The following is a 26,587-nucleotide window of genomic DNA, read 5'->3' as shown; positions in this document are numbered from 1 at the left end:
TCACAAAATGCCAAATGGCGCCAACTGTTTCCAGTTGGCGCCTTTTTTTTATCCTTTTTTTTCACTACTCAGAATGATCTAACGTAAAAATACTATTATTTGAAAAACACTTCCTCCGTCACAAGCATAAGCAAAGTCACTGCTTCCTTTTCAATATTTCCAAGCCCTAGATACCCTACGCACAAGAATTAAAAGAAAGTGATGAAAAAATTATTCTACCAGATAAACTCTTATAGAAAATAATGGTCCTGTCAAAAAACGGTGATAGATTCTCTCTTTACATCCGACACTATATCATCAATGTAATTCTAACTTTTTATTACTTAATTGCTTTCAAAAAGAATATTCAGAATTCTTCTGTTCTTATTGTTACAATCATCAAAAATGGACTTTTTATGTAAAGGAATTTTCAAAGTGCTAAAAAAATTGTTAAAGATGTAAGAAAAGGATGATAGTGAAAACAGATCGCTTAAAAATACTTGTGCATCAGGATAATTGATCTCTTTGCGATCGATCGCTTCCTGAACTTCCGAGAGCAGGTCTTTAAAACTTTCTAAGATATCCTGAAAAAATTTTTGCAGATCGTGGCTGACATTATGTATAACAATCATAAAAACATCTATATAGGGATATAATTTGCAGATCCTGTCTGATTCTTCTTCCAATTGTAGAAAGTTGCCTCACTTATACCCATTTTACGACAAACTTCTTCAACTTTCACCCCCGTTTCAGACTGCTTCAATGCAAAAATAATCTGACTCTCTGTAAATCTGCTCTTTTTGGCTACGCCTAACCATTGCGTTAGGTTTCATTAGATTTTTCTTTATTTAAATTTAAGTATTTCTTGAAAAATCTCTACTTTTAACTGATCCGGTTTTTTGGGAGAAGGTCAAACGGATAATGAAGCCGTTAGGAAATTCCTTTTTATATAACGTCCAAAGGTCTGATATTTGCTAACAGACTCAGCTTAGTTAGGAATGCTTTTTTCAATAGACATCGGGATTCCGGCAACCGAACCGAGCTGAACCGGCATTTACCATCGATGAGAAACTTTAAATTAATATAAATTATGCAGAACATGATCAAAACGTTTACCCGCTACTACTCTGTCGTATTATTTCTAATTCCGGCGCTGTTTTTCCAATCCTGCGCAGAACCTGCCGACAAATTTTTCGCCACTGCAATTTTGAACACCAATACAATAAGTGATTTTGCCACTCCGACACTGGCGAAGCATATCAATGATGAAACAACAGAATTTCCTGACATCCCATCCAGTAAGAAGAATGGTGACGAAGCCGGGAAACTCGTACAGAATAATATCCTGTATATGGAAAAGTCCCTCAACGATATCAAAGCACTGAACGCAAATTCTGATGACAGAAAGGCCATTAAGGAAAAGTCTGTAGCACTCTATGAATTTGTAATTCCTGTCTATAAAAATGAATATACAAAGTATGCGAAGCTTTGCGACAGTAAGGCGGATCAGGCAAAAAAAGATGCGTTAGCCAATGCTATTGAACAAAAATACAGCGCCAAGTTTGAAACTATGTACACAGATCTTCTGAACACGGGTAAAACCTTCGCTGCGGAAAACAAACTAAATGTCGATTGGAAATAAGACGCCAATCCTATTATATAATCTTCAAATTTTACAGAGATAAAAAAAAATCAATAAAGCTGATCCTGAAAAGAATGATTTCTAAAACGACAACGGTGCGCAAAACTTCAGGATTGATTCTTTGGAAAAATAGTATCAATACCAATTTAGAAAAAACAGGTGCCGATACTTTGATCACTCTTATTGTTAATAAGCAGGAAATTGAAGCCAACGATAAGCAAATCAAAAAAGATGTAATTAAAATTAGTGCTGATGAATTGGAAAGAATTCAGAACGATCCGGATCTGCAACATTTAGTGCAACAGTAATCCGGAATCCCTTATATTTTATAATTATAAACGAATCAAAATGGTCAATATAAAATAATTCATAAAAGATTTGATTATTGTTGTTGTATATACTATATTTGCGACAACAATATAACTTATTTAATATGAGACTACTTACATTCGCATCACTGCAGGTAAAAAATTTAGAGGCATCAAAAGACTTCTATGAGAAAAAGCTGGGATTTGAAATTGGAGACACTAACCCGCAAGCCTGTGTTTTCAAATACAGCCAGGGAGAGGCAAGTTTTGCTATCCGCACCCCGCTTGAACCGCTTGAAGGAAAAGAACCGGGCATTGGTGTAGCCCTTTGGTTTGCCGTTGATAAAAATGTAGACGAACTGAAAGAAGAATTTATAGCCAAAGGAATTACAACAGCCGGACCGATTATAGACACGCCTTTTGGCAGGGCTTTCCATGTTAAGGATCTCGACGGATATAAACTTACTTTTTTAAATGCAAAATAAAACAGATTTCGGGAACTGTTTTAGCGCTTAAAACAAGCTCACTCACTGAATTTTTTAAGCAAAACCAATGTTGAAGATTGCCGGAATTTCAGAATCTATAAAATCCAGATAATGAGGGCAAGAGATACAAAGTATTGGATTGTCGCAGCATCCGAAGATCACGTAAAATCAGGCGTTGAACTTGGAATTATACAGGCTTGTCACGGAAAAAATTCGCCTTTAAAAAGAATGAGCAAGGGGGATTTTATGGTATGCTATTCAGGAAAGCAGACGATGGATAAACCGGACAAATGTCAGGAGTTTACGGCTTTGGGAAAGGTAACAGACGATGAAATTTATAAGGTGGAAGTGTCGGAAGACTTTTCTCCTTCAAGACGGAACGCAGAATTTTTCAGCCCTAAAGCCATTTCTATTCTGCCGTTAATTGATGATTTGTCCTTTATTCAGAATAAAGAGCACTGGGGCTATCCGTTCCGTTTTGGGTTCTTTGAGATAAAACGGAATGATTTCGAACTGATTTCTTCACAGATGCAACAAATAGACGATGAGCAAAAAAATTGAATTTCATTTTAAAAAGCCGGAAGACAGTCCGGGTTATCTTCTCGGTCAGCTGACCATGCTATGGCAAAGGAGGTTGAAACGCGTCTTAGATCCTTTGGACCTGACGCAGACGCAGTTTGCCCTACTCTGTGCTTTAGCCTGGCTCTCCAAGGACAGCGATGTAGTAACACAGATCGATATAGCCAATCAGAGCAATGCGGATAGGATGATGGTATCTAAAGTGCTGAGAACACTGGAAGACAAAACGTTTGTTACACGACACGGGCATCCTACTGATACCAGGGCTAAAACAATAAGAATGACCGCTAAAGGGGAAGAAATCCTGCAAAAAGCGATTGTCAGCGTAGAAGCTGCCGATATTGAGTTTTTTTGCAGTTTAGGAATACACCTGAAAACCTTTAATTCAAATATGGCAACCCTTATTGAACAGAGTACAACAGAAATATAAAATATTCCTTAAGGTTCGCAGCTCAATTCAATCCGGATATTTTTAATTTGTTTGGCGCGTAAAAGCAATCGATTACATTTTCAGACCACTATAAAACCATATATAATAAATAAAACCAAGTCAAATTTAATATATACTTGATATTGGCTAGAAACGAATTGACTACTTTTGCCAACGCATTGAAACCGTGTTGTGTTTTATAATGGAATATTTTAAAAAAATATATTTAGATTACAAACATCAGGTATACTTTTTTGTCAAAAAGTTTATTTCCAACATGGAAGATGTGGAAGATGTTGTACAGGAGATTTTTATACATCTCTGGAAACATTCTTCCTCTCTTAAAAATCCTCAAACTTTAGAAGCTATTATCTTCAAAACGGCTCAACAGGAAGTTGCTAATTTTTACAGAAAAAATAAAATGATCTTTTCTTTTTCGGATGAAAGCCTGATCAAAGATGAAGCCCATTCTGAAAAAAATGATCATGAATTCAAGGAAGAGCAGCTATTAAAAATACATACCCTTCTGGAAGAAGTTCCTGAAAGAAGCAAAATTTTTTTCTATAAAAACAAACTGGAGAAAGTCAGCTATTCTCAAATCGCAAAAGAAAATAATATATCAAAAACGGCCGTGGAAAAACAAGTCAATAAAGTCATCCGGCACATAAGGGCAAACTTGAATCTATTTTAACATTAGCGTTTTAAATCATGTTTTTTTTAACGCAAAGCATGCAAATATTTTTTGACTACTCACTGTTTTTAAGGGTCGTATGGGTGTCCTGCTCAGCTAAAGGCGCAATCAGCCCTTGCTGACAGAGTACCTTTGCGAACGGAAAAATAAAATCACTTATTAATAAGACTTTGCAGGTGTTGCGTTAAAGATAATTTATCTACAAAATGTTCATACTGATTTATCCTGAACTCAGGTGATTTTAACGCAATGTTAATCAATATAAACAAACTATTAAATCCATCTCTTCGGGGTGGATATTTTTATTTTGCCGCGTAATTATAATTGTATGAAAGATTCTCAAAAGCATTTGGAAAAAATTTGGAACACAGTCTCCGAAGAAAAACAGAAAATGGATTCTGCAACCGATTCCAGAATATGGAGAGGAATCAACGGGAGAATTAAGCAAAATAATAAGCGAAAATATTATTGGATGGCTGCGGCGGCTGTTTTGGTTCCTTTATTCGGCATCCTGTTTTTTTATAAAGATTCTGGTCAACAAGAAATTAAAAATAATTTGTCAGTAAGTGTATGGCAAACCAATGAATCATCTAAAACTTTCAGATTATCCGATAATAGCGTTATCACCCTGGAACCTCACAGTAAATTATCCTTGAATAAAGATTTTGGCAAGAAATACAGACATGTACAATTTCAGGGGAAAGGTTTCTTCTCGATTGCAAAAGATCAGTCTAAACCTTTCATCGTAGACGCAGGCGGTTTCAGTGTTGAAGTTTTGGGAACAAAATTTTCGGTTGATCAGAAATCAGAAGAAAAAAAGGTGCAATTATTTGAAGGAAAAGTGAAAGTCAATCACAACGGCAAACTGACCTATCTCCTGCCGAATGAAAACTGGAGCACATCTCCTACAAAAAATGACTTTCATTATTATGCAGGCAATGCTGTAAAAACTTTCACTTTTGAGAACACAACTTTCGAAGATGCTATATCTGAAATAGAGAATACATACGGAACTAAAATATCATATCCTGAAAACATTGCTAAAAACCAGGTATCAGGCTCTTTCTCAGGAAATCTGAAAGAAATTCTTTCCATCATCAATTATCCCTTTAATCTAAAAACTATTATTAAAAATGAAAATGAAATAACTCTTTATTAAATAAAATAAAACAGCACCAATAATGTGGCGTTATCAGTGCTTGTAAATTAATTCAAAACTCGCTTAAGAATAATAAATTAACTCTTTCAAATTTATGAAAAAAACTGCAATTTCTATTGCTTTACTCGTCGCTATGGGATTTCCCGTGCAAAATTATGCACAAACCCAGACTGATATGCCTGTTACAAACAATCAAGCGCAGGTAGCATTAGTGAAAATACTTAAAAAATTAAAGAAATCTACCCATACAAAATTCTTTTATTCTGCTTCAGATTTTAAAAACATTTGGGTAGATGAAAGTAAAATCAACTATTCATCATTACAGCAAAGTTTAAATTATCTGAAAAAGAGTGTTCCTTTGGATTATCAGATCCAGAACAACACGATAACCCTCAGAAAATTATCTTCAGTGAATTCTTTTGCTGAAAATGAAATTGAGCCTAAAACAGATACTTTAAACAATCAGGAAAAACAAATAGAAGAAGTGGTCGTTGTCGGTTACGGTACACAAAAGAAATCTATTATCACAGGTTCAGTATCTGTTGTGAAGGGCTCAGCTGCAGAAGGACAACCTGTACTTTCAGCGGGAAACGCTTTGCAGGGTATTGTACCAGGGGTCACGGTGACTACACAGACAGGCGCGCCGGGAGGTGATGCAGGAAACATCAGAATCAGAGGGATCAACAGTTTTGGAGGTTCAGACAGCAATCCTTTGGTGATCATTGACGGTGTTGCAGGAAACATCAATGATGTTGATGTAAATATGATTGAGTCTATTTCTGTTCTGAAAGATGCTGCTTCTGCTGCCATATATGGTTCCAGAGCAGCGGGTGGAGTTATTCTTGTGACCACAAAACGTGCGAAGGGAAATAAACTCACCGCTCAATACAGAATGTATACGGGATGGCAAAGAGCCACAGCCATACCCAAAGTTACCGATGGCCTTACCTACATGAAGGTATTTAATGATGCAAGCATGAATGATAATGGTACAAAGATCTACAGCGACGAAGCCATCAATGATTTCAGAAACGAATACAATAAAAACCCAAACAACTACGACTGGCAGAAAGCAATCCTTCAGGGAAGCGGATTTTTGCAGGACCATTATCTTTCTTTATCCGCAAAATCCGGGATCATCAGTGTATCGCCGTCTTTTGGCTATTCAAAACAGGAAGGAATTATTAAAAACACTGACTTTACGAGGTTTGTTTTCCGTAATAATATGGATATTACCCCGAATGATCAATGGAATATCAGACTGGATATGTCATTCTTAAACAAAGACAGAACACAAATCGCCGATGAAGGTACCGTATGGAACTATCTTGGCAGAATGCCAACCAATATCCCCATTTATTATGGTGAAAACTATTCTGACGGCTGGGTAAAAATCAATCCGGTGGGTTATATCGAAAATGGCGGAAACCGTAAGCAAAATAATCTTGAGTTTATAGGAAACATGAATGTTTCTTACAAACCTACCGATTGGTTAACCTTAAAAGGCATGGTTGCTCCCCGTTATCTCACGACCAATATTCATCTTTTCAGAAAAAGTGTCCCGACCTATTACGAAGACGGAACTGAAGCAGGTTCTGCCAACACTTTTACAGAACTTACGGAATCTGCAAGACGTCAGTTTTACGGAACCTATCAGTTTCAGGCGGATGCAAAAAAAGATTTTGGCAAACACGGTTTTGAGCTTCTTGCCGGAGCTTCAAGAGAAACCTATAATGAAAAAATACTATCCGGATACCGGAGAGATTTTCTCTATGACAGTTACGAAGTGATCGATGCCGGAGCAGATAATGAAACCAAAGATAACGGAGGTGCAGAGTATGAATGGCTGTTAGTTTCTGCTTTTGGAAGGTTCAATTACCAGTATGATCAAAAATATTTATTTGAAGCTAATATAAGGTACGATGGCACTTCAAGGTTTATCGGCAAAAACCGTTGGGCTGTTTTTCCATCATTTTCAGCGGGTTGGGTGGTTTCCAGAGAAAACTTTTTCGAAGGTTTGAGAAGAACGGTCAGCCAGTTAAAATTCAGAGGTTCTTGGGGGAAGCTGGGAAATCAGAACATCAGTTCGTCGTACTACCCTTTTTCAGAACCTTTATCGTTGGGAAGTACTTCTATGAACGGCGTTGTATATCAGACGATCCAGCAACTGATCATGTCAAATCCTGATCTGAAATGGGAAGAAACCACCATGTCCGGTCTTGGTGTCGATGTATCTCTATGGAGAAAATTAGACCTTACTTTTGATCTGTACAACAAAAAAACTGACGGAATTCTTTTAAGATTAAATACTTCTCAGCTTACCGGCTTAGAAGCACCCGTTCAGAATGCTGCAACAGTAAGCAACAAAGGTTGGGAAATCGGCGCGCAGTACAATGAAAGATGGGGAGATTTTAAAATGAATATCGGCTTTAATCTTTCTGATGTGAAGAATGAAATTACGGACATGAAAGGTCAGTCTTCCGGAACACTTCTCCGTCAGCAGGTTGGCTCTTCAGTGAATTCTATTTATGGTTTTATCGCAGACGGGCTCTATCAAAGTCAGGCAGAAATCAATGCCGGCCCTACACAATTCGGAACTTTGAAACCGGGAGATATCAGATATAAAGATATTGCCGGCGCCTTTGATGCAAACGGTAATCCAATCGGAGACGGAAAAATTACAGATGCTGACAGAACCATTATCGGAAGTACGGTTCCAAGGTATACGTATGGGTTTAATATGGGCTTATCTTATAAAGGCTTTAAATTATCCGCATTGATACAGGGTGTCGGTAAAGTTGACGGTTATCTGGATTCACATTATGTCATTCCCGCAGTCAATTCAAGTGCCGTGAAACCTTGGCAGCTTGATTACTGGACCCCTGAGAATACCGATGCTGAATTCCCACGGGTTTCCCTTACTTCTACAAACAATACACAGAACTCAACCAAATGGATGAGAAGTGCAGCGTACATGCGTCTAAAAAATGTACAGATCGGGTATGAATTGCCTAAATCATTTACGGATAACACATTTATGCAAAGTATTTACCTCTACTTAAACGGACAAAACCTGTTGACTTTCACTGATTTTTATGAAGGCTATGACCCGGAAATCAATTACAACCTTGGAAGTTCCGACGGCGTTGCTTTGGGAGGCGGAAATTATTATCCACAGGTAAAAACATTCTCATTTGGTATTGATGTTAAATTTTAATGATAAATAAATGAAAAACTTTTTAAAAATATCTTTATTAGCCATAATTACTTCGTGCTCAAGCGCCGATATGGATTTAGAACCGCTTAACGGGCCAACCTCCGGAACCTTCCCGGCGTCTTATGACGAAGGAAAAATGGGTCTTTTTGCTGCTTATAGAAATTTGAGCACCATCGATGCTGCGAGTACCCCGATCTGGCACGTGATGGACAATATTACCGATATCGGATATGCAAGGCCGGGAACCAATTATACATCACCCATCACAAGTTCTACCACCACCACCAATGCATTAACCATAAAACCATGGGAAATTCATTATAAAACCATTGCAAGATGTCACGCAGTACTTGATAAACTGGAGGGAATTCCCGGACTTACCGCTGCGCAAAAGTCGGAGCTTGGTTCGGAACTGAGATTTATCCGTGCTTATGCCTATTCTCAATTAATTGAACTTTACGGTGATGTTCCATTAATCAAATCATCCGTTACGCTGGATAATGCAAATGTAGCCAGAACGCCTGTCACAGAAATTCAGCAGTTTATTATTGCAGAACTTGGAGCCGTTGCACCACAACTTCCGGTATCACAATCACAGTACGGAAATGTGCGCGCATCGCGTATCGCAGCTTTAATGCTAAAAGCAAGAGTTGAACTGTATTCTAAACAATATGCAGCCGCAGCCGTTACGTCAAAACAGGCGTTAGATGCAGCGGCAGGTGTTTACAGTTTGACCCCCTTCAATGCTTCAGTAAATTTTGCCGGTAAAGATCATACTGTGGGAGAGCCGGATCCGAGCAATATTTTTGGGCATAATGGTTTTTCAACCAGTAAAGAATGGATTTGGGTGGCAGAGTTCAACATGAATGTCCCGGGATATCTTCATAATCAACAATACTATGCAGCATCTCGTTTAGGCAAAGGAGTTTGCTATTGGGGACCTACGCAAAATCTTATCGATTCTTATGAAATGACAGACGGTCTTTCAATACTGGAATCTCCACTATACGATAATGCAAACCCTTTTAAAAACAGAGATCCACGTTTGGACATGTATGCTGTGCGACCGCATTCAAGGTATCTCGGATATCAATTTGAGCCAAATACCTCTTTCGCAAAAGTAAATAATTACTGGTCAGCCGGAGCCCCAACCCAGGTTACGAATGCCGACGCAACCAATGCTTATCGTTCTTTCAGTGGTTATCTGTGGAGAAAAGTAGTTGATCTTGCCGATTTTAATTCTACTTCAGTAAGTGGAAATTCAGATTTAAATGTCGGGATTTTCAGATTATCAGAACTAATGCTGATTTATTCAGAAGCAAAAATTGAATCGAATCAGTTGGATAATTCCGTTTATGACATGATTAACCAGATCAGAATACGTGCAAAAATGCCTGCTTTACCAACAGGATTGTCACAGGCTCAATTAAGAAAAGCACTTCGGTATGAAAGAAAAGTAGAACTGGCCAATGACGGATTAAGATGGTATGACATAAGACGTTGGGGCATTGCAAATAACGTGATGAACGGATATCTGTACCTCAACCGTAGTGCAAACAACTGGAATAAATCTGTAGTAACCGGCTTTGATGAAAGTGCAAATCCTATCTATAACCATTCCCAGGCTTCAGCATCTTTTTCAACACAGCAAGTGGTTTATACAACAAATAAAGATGAATACTGGCCGATACCACAATCGGAAATGGATGCAAACCCATTGTTGAAACAAAATCCCGGATATTAATTAAAAAGAGGATGAAGAAGAATATATCAATATTGCTTTTACTGCTTTCTGCAGTGGTTTTTGCACAGGAAAAATTTCAGGCTCCCAAATTAGATCATGAAAAATCATGGAGTATTATTCTGATCCCGGACACCCAAAATTATGTGAAATGGAACAGGAATCAACCGGTTTTAGATCTGATGGTCAGATGGATTGAGGATAATATTTCTTCCTTACATATTAAAATGGTCTGTCAGGTTGGAGATTTAGTGGAACATAATAATATTTTGAATCAGGGTTATGACGGTGATCAAAGTGCAGACGACCAATGGAAATCTGTGCAGTCAATCTTAGGAAGGCTCAATGGGAAAGTTCCTTATGTAGCGGCAACGGGAAATCATGACTTCAGCATTAATGAGGAAGGCAGACGGTTTTCCCGTTATAATGAGTTTTTTCCTTCGAATTTTAATTATTTAAATCAGAAATATTTAACACAGAATTTTTATAATGATGCCGGTGCACCAAGCATGGAGAATTCGGTTTTGGAACTGAAAGGTTTAAATGGCCAGGACTATTTATTTCTCAGCCTTGAATTTGCGCCGAGAAATAAAACGTTGGAATGGGCTAAAAAAGTGTTGGACATGCCCCAATACAAAAACCATAAATCAATTTTAATCACCCATGCCTTTCTGAATGATAAAGACAAAAGAACGGATAAAGAGAATTCATGGTTTATGTATGAGCCCTTTTTAATTAACAATGTTCCGCAAAAGTCCAAAACCATCGTACTTCCGGAATCCAATAATGGTGAACAGATCTGGAAAAAGCTTATAGAACCTTCTAAAAATTTACAATTAGTATTAAGCGGGCATATCTCCGGAGAAGGCTTCCGTGTAGACCCCAACAGTTATGGTAAAAATGTGAACCAGATGCTTTTTGATATGCAGAGTGAAGGCGGTGGTCATCGTGACGGCAACGGAGGTGATGGCTGGATCAGAATTATTGAATTCTATCCGGATAATAAAACGGTAAAAGTGAAAACCTACTCTCCCCTATTCGGCATTTCGCCGGTTACACAGAAAAATGCTTATAAAACGGATGCAAGAAACGAGTTTACTTTCAAACTTTCAGAGTGACATGAGAGTTAAAAGGTATAGAAAAGAGACACTCATTTAGTGTCTCTTTTTTGACTTTTCACGGATGATTTTCAGTCACGTTTAGCGATTCATGTAATCCGAAATTAAGTCGTTAATCCCTGCGAATTTTTTCAGTCAGACATCATTTAACACTTTTAAAATATGATCTATATCTGCCAGTAAATGGTTTGAATAGAGTCCTGTTACGTTCACAAAAACCGACATTTGAAGTCGGTTTTCTTGTCTTCCTATCTCTTTCTTAATCAATAAGATATCCTCCGCAAAACTGTTAATTTCAGTGGTTTGAAAAATTCTCTCCGTCAAGATTAACTTTTCACGATATACCAAACCAAAAATCGCCCTTTTATGTATGGTGCCTGCGTTCTTATATCTTTCAGATATTGGTGATCGGGTTCAACGCCTGATTTATTTTATTTTCAATATTGTTTGTGTGCCCTGAATTTTTTAATGAACTCAATTTAAAAGTAAGATTTTCAATTTCCTCTTTACACTTTAATTGAATTCTTCTGAAATCCTCTTCATCTCATTTATCTTCCAGATACATATCTCCCGCTTTGTCAATTCTAGCTATAAGTTTATTTTGAAGAACTTTTCGTTCATTATTTAACCCAATTGATGCGACAGAAAAATTTTGTACAAGTGAGAATAAAACTTCTTAGTCAACAGATTTAGTAAAAAGGGACTGAAAATAATTTGTAAATTCGGCCTCAACTTCAAGAGTACCATTGCCAGCCATGTCGAAGTATGGGCATAAGATGGAAAAATATCAAACAGTTATTCTGAATATATGTCAAAGCGTCCTACCCTTCTGTTATTTTTATGCCTGATATCAGGCTTCGCCATTTCGCAAACCAAAGATCAATTAACCGGAGAAGAAAAGAAATATCTTCTCAGCTTCGTTTACCCCATCTCTTCTGTTGACCCAGAGCAGCAGGGAAATGACGACCTGAAGGTACTGGATGGACTGGTTGGAAATTCAAAGGTCGTGGCATTGGGAGAGGTCACCCACGGTTCCCGTGAGATCTACCGGCTGAAAGACAGGATGTACCGTTACCTCGCACAGAATAAGGGTTATGACATCTTCTCCCTCGAGGCCGCAATGCCCGAAGCATACAACGTCAATCAATATGTGGTCAATGGAGAAGGTGACCCTGCAACTTTGTTGAAAGGAATGTATTTTTGGACCTGGCAGACGGAAGAGATGCTGTCCATCATCAATTGGATGAAACAGTACAATAGCCAAAATCAAAACAAGGTCCGGTTTTCGGGATTTGACATGCAGTTTTATCAGGGTGCTCTTGCCCATTTAAAAAAAGACTTTCTTAAATATCAATTTCCGGAGAGTGAGGCCAACGAACTTTCTGTCCTGCTGACTGAGATCCATACGAAAACGATTCAGAAGAAATCAGGGCATACCCTTGTTTCAAAAAAGCAGAAAGAAAATATTGACGTTCTTTTAAACAATGCAAAAAAACTCGCTGAAAAAATACCAGCCGGCACCGACAGAAAATGGTTTCTCCAGAATGTACGGATCATAGAGCAATATCTTGCCAAATCCTACTCTACCCGAGATAAGCTGATGGCAGAAAATGTGATGTGGATCGCCGAAAACGATCCAAATTCCAAAATTGTTGTTTCGGCTCATAATGGCCATATCAACAACAGGAAGAATGAGATGGGCAGCTTTTTGAAAGAAGGTCTTAAAAATGATTACACCACCTTTGGCTTCGCTTTTTATGAAGGCACCTATACGGCGCTCTCCAATACGCTGAAGAAAGAAAGCCTGCGGACGCCGCAAATTGCCCAGACGGCCATTCCGGGCACAGTGGAATATCTGTTGAATTCTCTGGATATCCCTATCTTAATCCTTGACCTGAAGCGCTTAAGATCAGAAGCCGATCCACTTGCCAAATGGATCGTGAACGATATCGTGAAATTCCGGATCACGGGCGCAGTCGCTTTGAAACGTGAATTCTGGGATGCCAATGTAACCAAGGATTTTGACTATCTTGTCTTCATCAAAAAGTCGACAAACTCAAGACTTCTAGATTGAAGATATCCGTCAATAATGCCATATGAAAAAGACAACTCTGTACATATTTCTGTAACAGTTGAGAAAACGAAATATGACGACAAAATTGATTCGGACGAATTTGGAGATTGGATAGACGAAGATTTTATCAATATATTTATTAATGAACAGGTGCTGAAAGGAGAAGATCTAAACAATAGATTTTTACCGTTACCATCATGTGACCAAACGGTACAATTCGTGTTTGTTCCGGAAAATAAGTACAATGAAGCAGTTGGAAAAAGGCATCATTCCAGAAAATTCAGACTGTTTTATGGCGGAAGGTGACGAATAGAAACAGCAGGTAACAAGGATTTGGCGTTATGTGTCATCCTGCAGACAGCTCCGGAAAATTACACCACCGATTAAATACAGAATTAAAAAGATGAGTTATATCGTACAGAAATGGAATAAATTTAAATTCGTCCTTCATCCTTCAGAATTTGAAATTGTTTTTTTTGGTCTTGAGTATTTCATAGCAATAACCAACCGAAGGGTCCCGATAGATTACAAAATTGAAGATAAAACTTCAATTTTTCAACAATATGAATTGTATTACAATAACTTAACTTCGGGAAGAGAACGAAAAGAAGAAGAAAGGAAATCAGATATTTATACTCAAATAACAGACAACCCAAAATATATTGACTATGAGATTTTTGAGAGTGAAGAAAACAATCAGTTAAAGAAATTCAAACGTGCTATTCAAAGAGAACCGGTTATTAATATCAGCCCTTTTTCTTTGACCGTTGATGAAAAAAAAAATCAATTGCGGGTAAACATTTTTGATGGAACAGGAAATTCAAATATTGGACTTGAATTTAGCTATCCGAAGGAAATTTGGCAAAATGGCAAAGCGCTTACAACTGAAAACCTAACGACCTATAAACTTTACGTAGAACTGATTAAAAGAATAAAAAAAAATGCCCGGAAAGCCAAAGCCATACGAAATGGCGATACTTCAAGTCCCGATTTTTGGATTAGTGAAAGAAGTCTACCCGAAGTCAATACTAATTTTGGATTAAAAGAAAATTCAATACTACTAAAATAAAAGACTCCGCCTAACAAGGATTTTTCAATTTTAGGACGAAATGGCAAAGTTCAACGGGAGTTCCCCGATTGAACTTTTGTACAAAATTGAACGAACGTCGGGCGTCACTTTTCTGAAAAACAATCAAATTTTATAACTTAGAATTTACATACAAGATGATAAAACAAATAACTATTTTATTTTTCCTGATTTCTGCTTTAACCATCTACGGTCAGGATAAGACATCAAACCTCACAAAAGAAGAGCGGGTAAAGGAAGTAGACCTTATCAAATCGACATTTGTGAATTTGCATCCGGGAATTTACCGATTTAATTCACCTGATGAAATTGAAAATTATTTTAAAAAATTAAAACAAAAAATTTCAGGCGATATAAATAATGAGCAATATTTTATTTTGCTTTCTGAATTAACAGCATTTCTTAAATGCGGCCACACGTATTTAAATCCTTATAACCAAACAGACGGAACCATTAATCATTATTTTTCAAAATCCTTCATGCCTTTTCTTTTTGTGGTAGTGGACAATAAATTTATTATTACCCATAACTTATCTGAAAACAAAACCATTAAAGCAGGTGACGAAATCGTTAGCATCAACGGAACTAAAGTAAAAACCATCATTCACAGCTTATTAAAGGTGAGCCGTTCAGATGGGCATAACGGATTGGGCAAAAAAATGGACAATCTCAATATAGTGCCTGCAAATATTACCACAACCAGCTATTCTCTTTTTGACATCTATTTCCCGCTTTACTTTCCAAAAAATTTTAACACCGGAAATTATGACTTTGTGATAAAAACCTTCAAACAAAAAAAGATCAGCACCCATCTAAAATCATTGACAAAAAAAGAACGGCAGGATATGTATCTTTCAAATGTTGGAGCAATTCCTATGAATGAAAAAAACTGGGAATTCAAATTTATTAATAAAAAAACCGCCTATTTAAGATTAGGCGACTTTGCCGTTTGGAAATGGAAGGCTGACTATAAAAAATACCTTGACAGCGTTTTTACAAATCTCCACCGTTCATCTGCAAAAAATTTAATTATTGATATTCGTGGAAACGAAGGTGGTGATGACGATGCAAGAACAGAAGTTCTGTCTTATCTGATCAATAAACCTTTTGGCTGCGAAAATCCAATGAGAAGGCTTTACAGGTTCCTTTCTGTACCGGATACTTTGTTACCGTATTTAAAAACCTGGGATAAAGAATTTAAAAAACCGAAAAATGCAAGTGATTATGTAAAAACATCGGACGGCTATTACGAAAGAATCGACGCTTCTCAATCCAACTGTATCCTTACTTATCCAAAAGAAAATGTGTTTGACGGTGAAATTTTTTTATTGATTAATCCTGGCAACAGTTCTACCACATTTATCATGTCTGATATCTTTCAGCAGACTCATACCGGTAAATTAATCGGTGAAACGACAGGCGGAACCAAGAAAGGCATCAACGGAGGACAGTTTTTCTTTTTAAATTTACCCTATTCTAAATTGGAAATAGATATCCCCCTTATCTGGCAAGCCTATGTAAAGCCCAGGCCCGACGAAGGCATATCCCCCGATTATGAGGTTAAATCAAATCAAAAAGATATTTATGATGGGATTGACACTCCATTAAAATTCATTCTCAACAAAATGGAAAAGTAAAGTGAACGCACCACAACTAAGCTTCCGTTTTGTCTGCAAGACAGGATATGAAAGCATGCCGAACGGAAGCTCCGATGGTTTTCAGCCGCATTTTGACAAAAGTGTTTGAGGAGAATACGGCTTTGGTCACAAAACCGGCTTCTAAAGTTTTTCCACTTCTTTATCGGCTTTTCTTTATCTATTTGTTAATCAATAATATATTCTCCGAAACACTGCTAATTTTAATAGTTTGTAAATAGTCACCGCTGAACGTTAACGTTGAATGATATATTAAACTAATTATGGCTCTTTTATCTGATGAATCTGCTTTTTTATCTTTTTCCGAAATATTGGTGTAGCAAAGTTCTTTTGCAGTATTTTTTCATTTTGATAATGAAAAAAATCAGTTCTTCATCATTACTTCTGATTTCCGGGAGTATAAACTGATTTCGCTGAACAACAGAATCTGCTTTCTGAAAATATGCAAGTGCCGGCGTCATTTCACCAAGAGCATTTTTCCAAAGCATTATGAAGTATATTTGCCTATCATAGCCTGGTATAAAATTTCTGTCACAACCCATTAGCATAACAGTAAAAAAAATCAAATGAAGAACCTCAAAAGAAACAGCTCTCTTTTTTTTATTTTAATGATTTCAATGACCTTATTTCAAAACTGTCAGTCCCAGACTAAAGAGAATCCTAAATATCTGGGGTCTGAACATGGTATTTTCGACCTGGATAGAGCCACCTTTAATGAGAATGTGGAAACCTTGTTTTCTAAAGTTCAACACGTCGCTTTAGACAGGACTGAAGGCAAAAGCAAAGCCTGGATTTATAGAAACAAAATTGATGACAGTGGTATTAAGCCAGATCTTATTCGCTTTTTCGATATTGAAAACAATAGAATTAATGTAATAACAAATCATAAAAAAGCAATACAGGCTTTTACATCGTTTATTGAAACTGATAAAAATCCTGAATCCCTGATTTCAAAAATCAATACAAAATATGCTTCCTACAAGGTAAATTTGAAGCCGGACAAAAATTTAGACTTTTCTCATTCAAAACTTTATCAATGGAATCTTCCTGATAAAATATATGCCATTACGATATCCAAATTAAAAGAGGGATATACTTTGAGTATCGTTGTTGCCAGGGCTGGTATTGATAAAAATACATTATCGGTGGATGGCTCACCGGTTTGCCTTGATAACAGCTGTAAAGAATAACCTGGAATTAACAACGAAACCAGCGACCGCCAAAACCATGGATCTGAAAAGCCTGTGAACGAATATAACGCGGTGCTTTGCTGATAGGCTATACCTATTTATATTCTGTATAACACCTCAGAGCCTTTTTAGATTTTATACAACAATAATTCTATAGCTGATAACCTGACCCTATTTTCAGAAGTTTCCATCAGAAGCTCATAATTTCTGTTTAGATCACTTCAATATTAACCCCTTCTCAATCAGAAAAATACTATGGGTAAAAGTATTAATTTTCAGAGGTTTGAAAACAGTAACCATTGACTGTTAATGTTGAAGGATCTATCAAACCTATTATAGCTCTTTTATCTGATCAAGCTGCTTTCTTATCTCTTTCCGAAATCCCGGCTTTTCAATCCCGGTGAAAAAGAAAAAAGCATCAACAATAAAAAGCATGATTACTTCATTGTTAAATTCATACTATTTTCAATAAATTTTTGAATTTATTCCAATCATAATCCATGGGATACCCGTAAAAATCCGGTCCGTCCACCATGCGCTGTAAAAATCATTTTGGCAAATCATTTTACACAAATTCGGTTATGAGAACCCCTATATCCTATCCCTGGGTCCTGATCAGAATTAAAACGGTTATAAATTTTGAGAATTTAAGCGTGAAAACCGGACTTCTTAAAGAAAGTGCCTCTAAAAAATCAATGACAGAATGGAGTGCCTGCATGGGCAGAAAATGAAAAGCAGTTTCAGGTTTGCCCGGGCAGCCGCCTTATGATTCTGCAAAGGTAACCCTCATCACCGGATGCTGTAAAGCCATTGTATTGCCGCCAATGCTGTTCAATCCTACTCATCTGTCATTAGGACTCCAAAATGGCTTAAATCCGGCAAAACGCTGCGTTTAAGAACCTGACAGCCTTTCTAACCGGCCGGCACCTCTGGATCCGGGAAGCGCACAAAAAATCCCCACCCCTTAAGGTGGAGATCAAACTAAATCAGTATTTATATTAAATCAGGGTCAGGGCGCCGGGGTATGCGCTGTTGAAGCCGGTGCCTGTCCGGCATTGCTGGAGTACATCAGGACCAGTCCCGGATCTTCTGGCCGTCATCCTCATCCGGCAGCGTAATCTCTACCATTACGCCCGTCCCGGCTGCAAGCGCTTCGGAGACTTCAAGCGTGACTGAAGCTTTACGGCAGCAGGCTGCATGGGCTTTTCCGTTGCCGGGAGGGTCCTGCCACCCCGGACAGATTACCTTTCCGGTCTGCCGGGCAGCTGTGACGTTCAGCGGCCGGGGAAATCCGGTCCCCGTCTGGACGCCCCCTGCCGGAACAGCGGCTTCTCCGCAGCCCGGCGGCACTTGGGCCTGCTCCGGATGAGGTCCTGTCCGTGCTGGTTAGCGACTGTTGCCGTTTCTGCTTTTCCTGAAAATCTGCCGGGGTCATTTTTGTGATTGGTGCCATGGGTTGCTTTTTTGGGTTAACGGAACAAAGGTATCACCGGTTTTTGAATTGGCCATGGCCTGGACCGGTTTTGGCAGCTTGTGTCCGGTTTTGGCAGGTTTTGGCAGGTTTTGGCAGGTTTTGGCAGCCTGTGACCGGTCATATCCGGCATTTCTTCGGGTCCGCTTCGGGTCTTCTTCGGGTCGGCTTCGGAAAATAGGGGGTTTTTCCGAAGAACTCCCGAAGAAGGGTCGAAGAATGTCCGGAAAATCGGGTGTTTCCGGCAGGTTATTGCTGCCCGGAAATATCAATTTTCAGCTTTGAATAATTGTCAATTTTTAGCTGATTTATTTGATTATTTCACAAAAATTAAATTCCCTATTATAAGTGGTCTTTTCACTAAAATATTTTCCTATAGTCGCCGGAGCTTTTGGAAAAGGTTTTTTTATTTTTATTTGTTCTTTTGCCTTAATGCAAAAGAACCAAAAGATCAAGACTTAAAACTTTCTTAACGCTACAAATTGAGCCTGCGCTGAAAAGTTTAAAACTTGCGCGGATTCACTGCAGGTTTTTTGATCACTAGTATCACCGCGCTTCGGACATAAAACTTTTCTTGGTGGCCCCTGCCTTCAATTTGCTTAACGCTAAAAGTTTTTAGGTCGCTTTCACTCGCAGTCGGAGTTGTTATTCTGTGTTCATCATTATTTTGGATTTTCATTATGCTTTCTTTAAACCATGCGCTTTCCCGGGTCGCCGAACTTTTGGGAAAGTTTTTTTTATTTGTTCTTTTGCCTTGATGCAAAAGAACCAAAAGATCAAGACTTAAAACTTTTAAACGCTACAAATTGAGCCCGCGCTGAAAAGTTTAAAAATTGACTCCCGTTGGTCGTCGAACCACTTCCGTTAGGTTTGCGCGGATTGGCTATTGGGTTTTTCAATTCAATACTCTGATGAAAGGCTGCCCATCCAATCTTTTTGCGTCTTTTTATTTTCCGGTAATTAAATTTGCATCGATAATAAAAGTCATTGTTGTTCCGGTATTTATCCCGTTACCTGCAAATGCCTTGTAGAATTACAAAACTTTCTCAAAATACCGGATTATTCTTTGAAGTTACTGACCTTTTATTTAATAAATTTATAAAGCTGAAAAGCTGTTTTACAAAAATACCATCATGGATGAAAACATTTTGCTATATCAGGTAAAGCCCGGAGATACCCTCGACAAAATCGGGGATACAATCGGAATGACGGGAAATCAGCTGAAGGATTTCCACAATACCCATTGCGAAAAAATGGAAAGGTTATGGTTCAATAATCTGTCAGGAGTAAGGCAGGTTATTATTCCAAAAGAATATAAAAGCCCGGCACAACTAAAAAGAGAAGCCGACAAAGAGCTCCCTCCACTCCACCTTACCGAAGATTTCTATGCAGATTGTTATTCTGTGAGAGAAACTTTTTCGAGTTTCTCCGGAAATACCATTGAAATTGAATATAAAGTGGATATCAATTTTAAAAAAAAGCAGGAAACCGATACCGCAGATTATACAGCAGATGTACGTTGTTATGACTTCAGAAAAAATGAAAACCATCCCCATGATAAAATCAGCGAGATCTCTTTGGCCTGTATGGAAAGCATATATCCTATTTCTTTCATTATTCCTTTTCAGGGAAAAATCTCCGGGATTTCTGAATTTGAAAAATTAAAACAGAAGTTTCAGGAAAAAAGATCGGATCTTGAAGATTTTTTCATCGGTGAAGTATACAGAACCTATTTTGACAAATTTCAGGAAAATCTGGGGAATCAGGAGTATATTTTAAAACAGTTTTCATCCACATTGCTCTATCAGCTGATTTTTCCGAAGATGGAATGGTTTCATAAAACCTGTGACTGGACGGAAGATTTCTATTTTATTCAGAATTCTTTTCTTCTGAAGTGCAGAATGAATGCAGAATTCAATCACACAGAATCCGGAATAGCAGAAACTCTGCTAAAAGGTTATATTGAAGAACCCTCCAGTATCCAGGAAGTATTGCGCGGGGTATCATTTACCGAAAAATCTGAAGAACAGGCAGACGGCACAATAGAATTCCGTTACCGCACCGATAAGAAAACAAAAAAAATGCTTCAGGCAGAGGCTTCCGTTATTTTAAAGAATGAGGGTGAGCTTTATCGAAAACAAACATTAAAACTGATCTGCGATGAAAAAAGATCCTGATAAAAATAAGGTATCCGGAAAAGACCATGCTTTTTTCCAACCCGGTTTTTCAACATTTCTAAATGATAATGATCTTGTTGACGGTGATGTGAATGGTTTTGATGAAGAAGTAAATGAAGAACCGGATGCCGCAGATGAAGAAAACACGGAACCGACTGAGGAAAATAGTGACAAAAAAGAAGAAGACAAAAAGGAGGAAAGCATTTCCAGCGAACACGACGGGAAATATTTTGTGGTACAGAAAGGAATGGCATGCTGCGACAAAGGCACAAAGTTCCCAAACTTTAAAGTCACCAGTCAACAAAAACACTATTGGAATGATGAGAAAGGCGAAGCTGATTATCTTGCGGTAACAGAAGACGATCTTACCTTTAATCCTATTGCTATGCCTTTTGGAACCTGCAGTATAAAAAACGGTAATCCCTGCGCTTATTCACCTGCCGGAAAATGGAAAAAAACCTACGAAAAAGTAAAAGTGATGGGCAAAAGTGCTGTCACGGAACGCTCTGAACTGATGTGTGCAACAGGTGGAAAAATTACGGTGATGAAGCACGGACAGCAGAGTGAAGCTGGAAAAAGTAATGTAAACAAAGCAGATTCCCGGGAACAGCAGACGTATAATCCTGTGATGGATTTTGAAGAATTTAAGGAAGAAATCAATGAGTCGGATCAATTGTATTACGAATAAATATGGGAGCGATTACAGGCAATCAGAATCCAATAGTCGGAGAGACTAATTCTTATGGGATCAATCTATTTGGTGCTCTTCCTTTCATCAGTAGCAATGCCAGCTATGAATGGTATCTTTTCAAAAAACAGAAAAGCGGCGGATGGATGGATATTACAAAAAACGGAGTTCCGAAAAAAGGAATGAAAGTAGATTATAAATTCTTTGAACCTGTTGCCGGAGAGCTTTTCGAGATACGGGTTTTCGAGGTGGTGCAAGGTCTCTTACCCAGTGTGGAACCATCAAAAAAGCTATTCGGCAAACTGGAAGTCACCCCTGCCGCCAGCAGAAACGCACAGATTGACAAAGTTGTTCTCTTCAACAGAGGGAAAAAAGATATCAACAGGGCAAATTACACGGATACGCTGGTCGCTCAGGCTTTTTGTACAGGATTATTTGGTAAGGAGATCGAATTCCAGCTCTGGGAAGATGATGCTGCCGGTAAAGGGCATGATGCAGCGGTTAACAAAAATAATAAAATTCCGCATACCTTTAAAGCAACGGTAAATGAAAGAGGTATTGCAGAAGCAAAAATTCTTTTGAGTGCGGATGAAAAGATTATGCGCCAGGTTGCCAATAAATTCCTGATGAAGGGCGACAGCGACGAAGGGGCCAACCACGAATATTATGTCACGGCAACCTATTTGGGTAAAGGTGAGAAAGCAAGTCAGATAAATGTACTCGTAGCCAATCCTGATTATCAGCCTAAACCGAAAACGGATTCTCCGAAATTCCCGGCAACTTCTACCGGCAAAACACCGAAACAACCCGATGCGAAAGGCAAAATCCTGGATGCCTATTTTGCAGATGCCGGTGGCGGCAAGTTAACAAAAGTTCAGGTCGGGAAAAAAGTCCAGGTAAAAATCAAGACGAGCGGAATGGTGGGCAAACATGTCCAGTACAAAATTTGGGAATATGATTTGGGCAGTAATGACCTGGTATACGAAAGCGGAAAAATTAAAGTTGTAAATGATCTTATTCTTACCGGCGGTTTTACCATCAGCCAGGGAACATTCGGGAAGGGAATAGATTTCGGAAGTATGGATTCCGACTCCGGAAAACAGAATTATTTCCTTGAGGTTATCCCTATTGATGTATCAGCAGAATCTCAGAAATTCGGTGTCAATTCTGATGGTCTGATGGAAGTGGAAAAAGTAAGGAGTCCAACTACCGTTAATCCTACACCTGAAAAGGATGATAAAAAAAGTGATAAAAAAGCTGATTGCTGTATAATAGATGAAGAATATTTTCTTAAAAATTACGAGTTAGAATTTCCTAAAAAAAGTAAACAGGGAAAACTAATCCCTCTCTCAAATTCTGTTAAAAATAGTCTGCGAAGAATGTTCAGAAGCATTTCCGAGTATTATTCTAACGAGAAAAGATGCTGTAATAAATATCATATTGCCTATCTATTAGCTACTGCTAAACTGGAAACCGGGCATACATTTGACCCTGTGGAAGAAGCAAACTGGCTAAGCGCAAATGTCAGAAAGAAATATTTCCAGGAAATGTATGATCCTGTTTTAGGTAAAAGTGACAAACGTAAAAAGATGGCTAAAGATAATGAAAATACCAAAGAAGGCGATGGTGAAAAATACTATGGGCGAGGTTATGTACAGCTTACGTGGAAAAAGAATTACAGAAAAATGCAGGAGAAATTTGGTGTAAATCTTGTTGATAACAGAGAAAATGCCCTTAATCACGAATTAGCAGTGAAGATTATGATCTATGGTAGTGAGAAAGGTGTTTTCACAGGAAGAAAACTTTCTGATTATATTACGAATAACAGTAAAGACTATTATAATGCAAGAAGAGTGATTAATGGTGTAGATCAGGCAGCAAAAATACAGGGATATGCTGAAAAAATAGAAAAATGCCTAAAAATCAAAGAATGTAACTGTAAGGAAAGCAGTAGTAAATCCAAACCACAAACCAAGGAAAAATATAATATTGAGGCTGCTGTAAATTATATTAATAAAAATGCCTTAGCCAAATCTGAAGGTGCCTGTGCAAAGTACGTGAGAAAGGCGATAAATGCCGGAGGAATAGCAAATATTTTTGGGCACGCTACAGAATATTATGATACGGATAAGCTGGTAAAATACGGATTCACTAAGGTAGGAACCGATATAAATTCAATTACTCTAAAAAAAGGGGATATTGCAGCTTTCGGTTCTGTGAAAGGACATCCTTATGGCCATGTTGCTATGTGGAATGGCACACAATGGGTCTCTGATTTTAAGCAGAAATCATTCTGGGTTGCAAACCAATATTCAACAGATAAAAAATATGCTATATACCGCTGGAATAATTAATTATAAAACAAAACTATATGAAAATAATATCATTTTTAATTGTCTCTTTTTTCTTTATCTATTGTAAACAGGAAATGAAAATAAATCCGCATTCAGTAACAGGTATGGTACAGAAAAATACACATTCTAAAGAAGCGATTAAGATGCTCAGGGATTTTTACCTTAATTTTTACAGTTCAGATGAACCTCTTGACAAGAAAAAATCAATGAAGGATTTTGTTTCAAGCAGGGTATTAAAAAGAATTGACAGTTTGACTAAGAATCCTGAAAATTTAATTATTGATTATGATCCTTTTATAAAAGGGCAGGATTATAATGGCGAAAGCATCAAAAAATCCTTAGAAATAAAACCTTTAAAAAATAATGATGAGTACAGAGTAAGTTTTTTACAGTTTGGTGGACAAGATGAAGCAAAAACAAATATTGATGTCCTGGTAAAAAAGGATGATTCAGGAAAGTTTCTGATATACAGTATAATAAATGATGAGCATTTAAATTTTAAATAAACTCAATGATAAAACATTTTGTATTAATAATAACACTTAGTATTTTCTTAAGTTCTTGTGCAAAGCCATCAGAACATCAGGAAAAAGGCCGTCATAACAGTAATACTAAATCTATAAGCAAGCTTCAGAATTCTGATAAGGAAAATCAGGCTCCCAAAGTTGTAATAGAAGGTGCTGATTTAATAGTGTTCTATAACAATAAAAAAACCGTTTATAAGAATCTCGTGGTAAATGAGATGTCTGTTTCTACAGAACTGATTCAAACTAATAACACCGGTTTTTCATTACTATATGAGCAAAATGCTTCTTCAACAAAAATCAAAGAAAAATATGATTTTATTTATTCAGAGACAGGAATCTTATTAATAGATAAAGAAATTATAAAATTCGGACAGGATGGATTGATGATCAATAGGTTATACATTGACAATTTTAATATGTTAAATAAAACCTATGAAAATCTACAGTCATTAGGCGCAGAACTTCCGGATAATTTTGAACAGGCCAGCTCATCAATGTCCATTTACGATTCTAAAAATACACCTTTTGCGACACAAAATTTTCAATATTCTACAGAAGATCTCTTTATTCGCTATCCTGATGTAAAAGACGGTGATATTAACATCAGTAATGTGGAATCAGCGAACAATCAGGCTTTTAATTTAGAAAAAATTGGGGCCAATCAACAATCAAAAATTCTGTTAGAACAAATCATTCGTCAATTTCCAGACCGAATTGTTGCTTATCTTAATTTGGCAGATGTGCTTTGGAAAATTCAGGATCAGAATCAGGCGAAAATAAATTATACAAAATATTTGTCATTAATGAAATCCCAAAATAAAAATTTATCAAAAGTACCGCAACGGGTTTATGAAAGAATTAAATAACAGGATTGGATTTATGGTTAGAAACAGTACAATTAAATAACAACACTGTTTTTTATTAAAGTATAAAGCGGAAACCCTAATTTTCACTTTGTCAGAAGAGGATGATACGGGATGAAAACGGATGTTATCATTTAGAAATAAACCAATAAATCATGAAAAACCTTCTTTTAACCGTACTCATTACCTTTTTTTCTGTCGCCTGCAATAAATCCCGGGAAAAAACAACATCGGCTCCCTTAAAATCTGACACCATGTTTCTGAATGATCAGGATATTGTTTTCGTTTCGCCGGGTGATCAGGCGATGGCAGCACTGAAAAAGAAAAACGGTGAAGATTTCTACACCATTGCAGACGATGCCAACAACTATTTTTCTGAAGCATCAGCCTACCTGGATTCTCTGAAAGTATCCTATAAAAATGCCGATGACACGAAAATATTTGTTTTCAGAAAAGATGATAAGACCATAGCCATCCCACGGTATAAAAACCCCTGGCATGCCCTGTTTTATAAAGACGGAAAATATGAAACCGTCGATCTGGTCAACGTCAGGGAAGCATATCCGAAGTTTTTCGGGAATACGGCTGCGAAGAGCTCGGGAGCTTTGGATTCCAAAACGGTCATCGCCTCTGTTGCCGGTGACAAATATTCTGTTCTGGAGGAGAAAGACTGTGATCTGAACAATGATCATTTTACCGACAAAATTGTTGTTTTGGCAAATAACCGCGATCTGGATCCTCAGGATCCTGATACCAAAATTGCCCCTGTACTGATTTTATTAAATGACCAGAATAAAAAATACGACGTTCTGAAAAACGAAAATATCTACCCGAACAGTTTCGGGGATTCCTTCAGAAAACTGGTCGTGAAGGACCGGTTTTTTACGGTTGAACTGTTCAATGAAGTTCCGGACGAATACACTTCGGAAAAATACATCACCTTCAGATTCAGCGAACCGTCAAAAGAGATCGTCCTTTCCAAATACGGGGAAAATACCGTCTGGAAAGACGGCAGAAAGAATAATGCCTTATGCTCCGATAAAAATTTCGGCAAAATTCTGTTCCGGGATTACCGTTCTGATGACATCCGCACCCAATGTCCGAAATGATTCTGAAAAACATCTTTTGTTTCCTCGCGGCTAAAAAATATCC

25 protein-coding genes and 1 pseudogene are annotated in these 26,587 nt (G+C 37.6%); 22 read left to right on the top strand and 4 right to left on the bottom strand.

Annotated elements, in window-relative coordinates:
* Positions 1-323: 323 nt before the first annotated feature.
* Both H561_RS0118110 and H561_RS23710 read right to left on the bottom strand, forming a co-directional pair.
* Positions 324-611: a hypothetical protein gene (locus H561_RS0118110; RefSeq protein WP_081411685.1), complete on the bottom strand. Its 288-nt coding sequence runs from the start codon at positions 609-611 to the stop codon at positions 324-326.
* A 32-nt stretch (positions 612-643) separates the two neighbouring features.
* Positions 644-781: pseudogene (locus H561_RS23710) on the bottom strand (transposase); the annotation flags it as partial.
* 288 nt (positions 782-1,069) lie between these two features.
* On the opposite strand from H561_RS23710, the gene H561_RS0118105 reads away from it, so the two are divergent.
* The 16 genes from H561_RS0118105 to H561_RS24050 all read left to right on the top strand — a co-directional run bounded on the left by H561_RS0118105 (position 1,070) and on the right by H561_RS24050 (position 18,086).
* The gene (locus H561_RS0118105; RefSeq protein WP_027388286.1) at positions 1,070-1,621 is read left to right on the top strand and encodes a hypothetical protein; all 552 of its coding nucleotides are present in this window, start codon (positions 1,070-1,072) and stop codon (positions 1,619-1,621) included.
* A gap of 74 nt (positions 1,622-1,695) precedes the next feature.
* Positions 1,696-1,929, top strand: coding sequence for a hypothetical protein (locus H561_RS22810; protein WP_155845844.1), 234 nt, complete (start codon positions 1,696-1,698; stop codon positions 1,927-1,929).
* A 125-nt stretch (positions 1,930-2,054) separates the two neighbouring features.
* Positions 2,055-2,414: a VOC family protein gene (locus H561_RS0118095; RefSeq protein ID WP_027388285.1), complete on the top strand. Its 360-nt coding sequence runs from the start codon at positions 2,055-2,057 to the stop codon at positions 2,412-2,414.
* A 111-nt stretch (positions 2,415-2,525) separates the two neighbouring features.
* Positions 2,526-2,975: an EVE domain-containing protein gene (locus tag H561_RS0118090; protein WP_027388284.1), complete on the top strand. Its 450-nt coding sequence runs from the start codon at positions 2,526-2,528 to the stop codon at positions 2,973-2,975.
* Positions 2,959-3,423: a MarR family winged helix-turn-helix transcriptional regulator gene (locus H561_RS0118085; RefSeq protein ID WP_027388283.1), complete on the top strand. Its 465-nt coding sequence runs from the start codon at positions 2,959-2,961 to the stop codon at positions 3,421-3,423. Before H561_RS0118090 ends, H561_RS0118085 begins: the two co-directional genes overlap by 17 nt.
* 202 nt (positions 3,424-3,625) lie before the next feature.
* Positions 3,626-4,114, top strand: a complete 489-nt coding sequence (locus tag H561_RS0118080) for an RNA polymerase sigma factor (RefSeq protein ID WP_027388282.1) — start codon at positions 3,626-3,628, stop codon at positions 4,112-4,114.
* Between the two features lie 328 nt (positions 4,115-4,442).
* Positions 4,443-5,273 (top strand): FecR family protein, encoded by an 831-nt coding sequence (locus H561_RS23445; RefSeq protein ID WP_027388281.1) that lies wholly within the window; start codon positions 4,443-4,445, stop codon positions 5,271-5,273.
* Between the two features lie 94 nt (positions 5,274-5,367).
* Positions 5,368-8,490 (top strand): SusC/RagA family TonB-linked outer membrane protein, encoded by a 3,123-nt coding sequence (locus H561_RS0118070; protein WP_228372302.1) that lies wholly within the window; start codon positions 5,368-5,370, stop codon positions 8,488-8,490.
* A 10-nt stretch (positions 8,491-8,500) separates the two neighbouring features.
* A complete protein-coding gene (locus H561_RS0118065) occupies positions 8,501-10,234 on the top strand; it encodes a RagB/SusD family nutrient uptake outer membrane protein (protein WP_027388279.1) in 1,734 nt (577 codons plus the stop codon).
* An 11-nt stretch (positions 10,235-10,245) separates the two neighbouring features.
* Complete coding sequence (locus H561_RS0118060; protein ID WP_027388278.1) at positions 10,246-11,349, top strand: metallophosphoesterase; 1,104 nt, start codon at positions 10,246-10,248, stop codon at positions 11,347-11,349.
* Positions 11,350-12,157: 808 nt separating this feature from the next.
* Positions 12,158-13,423, top strand: coding sequence for an erythromycin esterase family protein (locus H561_RS0118050; RefSeq protein WP_027388276.1), 1,266 nt, complete (start codon positions 12,158-12,160; stop codon positions 13,421-13,423).
* 15 nt (positions 13,424-13,438) lie between these two features.
* A complete protein-coding gene (locus tag H561_RS0118045) occupies positions 13,439-13,729 on the top strand; it encodes a hypothetical protein (RefSeq protein WP_027388275.1) in 291 nt (96 codons plus the stop codon).
* Between the two features lie 97 nt (positions 13,730-13,826).
* Positions 13,827-14,492, top strand: a complete 666-nt coding sequence (locus H561_RS0118040; RefSeq protein ID WP_027388274.1) for a hypothetical protein — start codon at positions 13,827-13,829, stop codon at positions 14,490-14,492.
* Between the two features lie 155 nt (positions 14,493-14,647).
* Complete coding sequence (locus H561_RS0118035) at positions 14,648-16,147, top strand: S41 family peptidase (RefSeq protein ID WP_027388273.1); 1,500 nt, start codon at positions 14,648-14,650, stop codon at positions 16,145-16,147.
* 584 nt (positions 16,148-16,731) lie between these two features.
* On the top strand, positions 16,732-17,355 hold the full coding sequence (locus tag H561_RS0118025) for a hypothetical protein (protein WP_027388271.1): 624 nt from the start codon (positions 16,732-16,734) through the stop codon (positions 17,353-17,355).
* Positions 17,356-17,936: 581 nt separating this feature from the next.
* Positions 17,937-18,086 carry a hypothetical protein gene (locus tag H561_RS24050; RefSeq protein WP_155845843.1) on the top strand — a complete coding sequence of 50 codons (150 nt, stop codon included), beginning with the start codon at positions 17,937-17,939 and terminating at the stop codon, positions 18,084-18,086.
* 449 nt (positions 18,087-18,535) lie between these two features.
* Here the strand turns inward: H561_RS24050 and H561_RS24045 are convergent, their stop codons facing one another.
* A complete protein-coding gene (locus H561_RS24045; protein WP_155845842.1) occupies positions 18,536-18,808 on the bottom strand; it encodes a hypothetical protein in 273 nt (90 codons plus the stop codon).
* Complete coding sequence (locus H561_RS0118000; RefSeq protein WP_027388269.1) at positions 18,787-19,098, bottom strand: hypothetical protein; 312 nt, start codon at positions 19,096-19,098, stop codon at positions 18,787-18,789. Before H561_RS0118000 ends, H561_RS24045 begins: the two co-directional genes overlap by 22 nt.
* Before the next feature lie 861 nt (positions 19,099-19,959).
* Between H561_RS0118000 and H561_RS0117980 the strand changes: the two genes are divergently transcribed.
* From H561_RS0117980 to H561_RS23435, 6 genes are all read left to right on the top strand, one after another.
* Positions 19,960-21,003 carry a hypothetical protein gene (locus H561_RS0117980; RefSeq protein WP_027388267.1) on the top strand — a complete coding sequence of 348 codons (1,044 nt, stop codon included), beginning with the start codon at positions 19,960-19,962 and terminating at the stop codon, positions 21,001-21,003.
* Positions 20,987-21,691: a DUF4280 domain-containing protein gene (locus H561_RS23705; protein ID WP_081411691.1), complete on the top strand. Its 705-nt coding sequence runs from the start codon at positions 20,987-20,989 to the stop codon at positions 21,689-21,691. Before H561_RS0117980 ends, H561_RS23705 begins: the two co-directional genes overlap by 17 nt.
* Positions 21,692-21,693: 2 nt before the next feature.
* Positions 21,694-24,045: a hypothetical protein gene (locus H561_RS24330; RefSeq protein ID WP_228372301.1), complete on the top strand. Its 2,352-nt coding sequence runs from the start codon at positions 21,694-21,696 to the stop codon at positions 24,043-24,045.
* Between the two features lie 17 nt (positions 24,046-24,062).
* On the top strand, positions 24,063-24,551 hold the full coding sequence (locus H561_RS0117965) for a DUF3828 domain-containing protein (protein WP_081411690.1): 489 nt from the start codon (positions 24,063-24,065) through the stop codon (positions 24,549-24,551).
* 5 nt (positions 24,552-24,556) lie between these two features.
* The gene (locus H561_RS23440) at positions 24,557-25,438 is read left to right on the top strand and encodes a tetratricopeptide repeat protein (RefSeq protein ID WP_027388265.1); all 882 of its coding nucleotides are present in this window, start codon (positions 24,557-24,559) and stop codon (positions 25,436-25,438) included.
* A gap of 152 nt (positions 25,439-25,590) precedes the next feature.
* Positions 25,591-26,544 carry a hypothetical protein gene (locus tag H561_RS23435; RefSeq protein WP_051349441.1) on the top strand — a complete coding sequence of 318 codons (954 nt, stop codon included), beginning with the start codon at positions 25,591-25,593 and terminating at the stop codon, positions 26,542-26,544.
* Positions 26,545-26,587 lie beyond the last annotated feature (43 nt).

The sequence above is a fragment of the Chryseobacterium gregarium DSM 19109 genome, assembly GCF_000430845.1.
Lineage (GTDB): Bacteria > Bacteroidota > Bacteroidia > Flavobacteriales > Weeksellaceae > Chryseobacterium > Chryseobacterium gregarium.
This window is presented reverse-complemented; position numbering and strand designations above follow the sequence as displayed.

Coding starts and splice junctions, on each gene's coding strand:
- H561_RS0118060 (WP_027388278.1), top strand. CDS start 10,246: ATGAAGAAGAATATATCAATATTGCTTTTACTGCTTTCTGCAGTGGTT.
- H561_RS23435 (WP_051349441.1), top strand. CDS start 25,591: ATGAAAAACCTTCTTTTAACCGTACTCATTACCTTTTTTTCTGTCGCC.
- H561_RS0118105 (WP_027388286.1), top strand. CDS start 1,070: ATGCAGAACATGATCAAAACGTTTACCCGCTACTACTCTGTCGTATTA.
- H561_RS24050 (WP_155845843.1), top strand. CDS start 17,937: ATGAGAACCCCTATATCCTATCCCTGGGTCCTGATCAGAATTAAAACG.
- H561_RS0118110 (WP_081411685.1), bottom strand. CDS start 611: ATGATTGTTATACATAATGTCAGCCACGATCTGCAAAAATTTTTTCAG.
- H561_RS0118045 (WP_027388275.1), top strand. CDS start 13,439: ATGCCATATGAAAAAGACAACTCTGTACATATTTCTGTAACAGTTGAG.
- H561_RS23445 (WP_027388281.1), top strand. CDS start 4,443: ATGAAAGATTCTCAAAAGCATTTGGAAAAAATTTGGAACACAGTCTCC.
- H561_RS0118025 (WP_027388271.1), top strand. CDS start 16,732: ATGAAGAACCTCAAAAGAAACAGCTCTCTTTTTTTTATTTTAATGATT.
- H561_RS0118080 (WP_027388282.1), top strand. CDS start 3,626: ATGGAATATTTTAAAAAAATATATTTAGATTACAAACATCAGGTATAC.
- H561_RS0118090 (WP_027388284.1), top strand. CDS start 2,526: ATGAGGGCAAGAGATACAAAGTATTGGATTGTCGCAGCATCCGAAGAT.
- H561_RS0118095 (WP_027388285.1), top strand. CDS start 2,055: ATGAGACTACTTACATTCGCATCACTGCAGGTAAAAAATTTAGAGGCA.
- H561_RS0118070 (WP_228372302.1), top strand. CDS start 5,368: ATGAAAAAAACTGCAATTTCTATTGCTTTACTCGTCGCTATGGGATTT.
- H561_RS0118050 (WP_027388276.1), top strand. CDS start 12,158: ATGTCAAAGCGTCCTACCCTTCTGTTATTTTTATGCCTGATATCAGGC.
- H561_RS0118085 (WP_027388283.1), top strand. CDS start 2,959: ATGAGCAAAAAAATTGAATTTCATTTTAAAAAGCCGGAAGACAGTCCG.
- H561_RS0117965 (WP_081411690.1), top strand. CDS start 24,063: ATGAAAATAATATCATTTTTAATTGTCTCTTTTTTCTTTATCTATTGT.
- H561_RS24330 (WP_228372301.1), top strand. CDS start 21,694: ATGGGAGCGATTACAGGCAATCAGAATCCAATAGTCGGAGAGACTAAT.
- H561_RS0117980 (WP_027388267.1), top strand. CDS start 19,960: ATGGATGAAAACATTTTGCTATATCAGGTAAAGCCCGGAGATACCCTC.
- H561_RS24045 (WP_155845842.1), bottom strand. CDS start 18,808: ATGGCACCAATCACAAAAATGACCCCGGCAGATTTTCAGGAAAAGCAG.
- H561_RS0118035 (WP_027388273.1), top strand. CDS start 14,648: ATGATAAAACAAATAACTATTTTATTTTTCCTGATTTCTGCTTTAACC.
- H561_RS0118040 (WP_027388274.1), top strand. CDS start 13,827: ATGAGTTATATCGTACAGAAATGGAATAAATTTAAATTCGTCCTTCAT.
- H561_RS23705 (WP_081411691.1), top strand. CDS start 20,987: ATGAAAAAAGATCCTGATAAAAATAAGGTATCCGGAAAAGACCATGCT.
- H561_RS0118065 (WP_027388279.1), top strand. CDS start 8,501: ATGAAAAACTTTTTAAAAATATCTTTATTAGCCATAATTACTTCGTGC.
- H561_RS22810 (WP_155845844.1), top strand. CDS start 1,696: ATGATTTCTAAAACGACAACGGTGCGCAAAACTTCAGGATTGATTCTT.
- H561_RS23440 (WP_027388265.1), top strand. CDS start 24,557: ATGATAAAACATTTTGTATTAATAATAACACTTAGTATTTTCTTAAGT.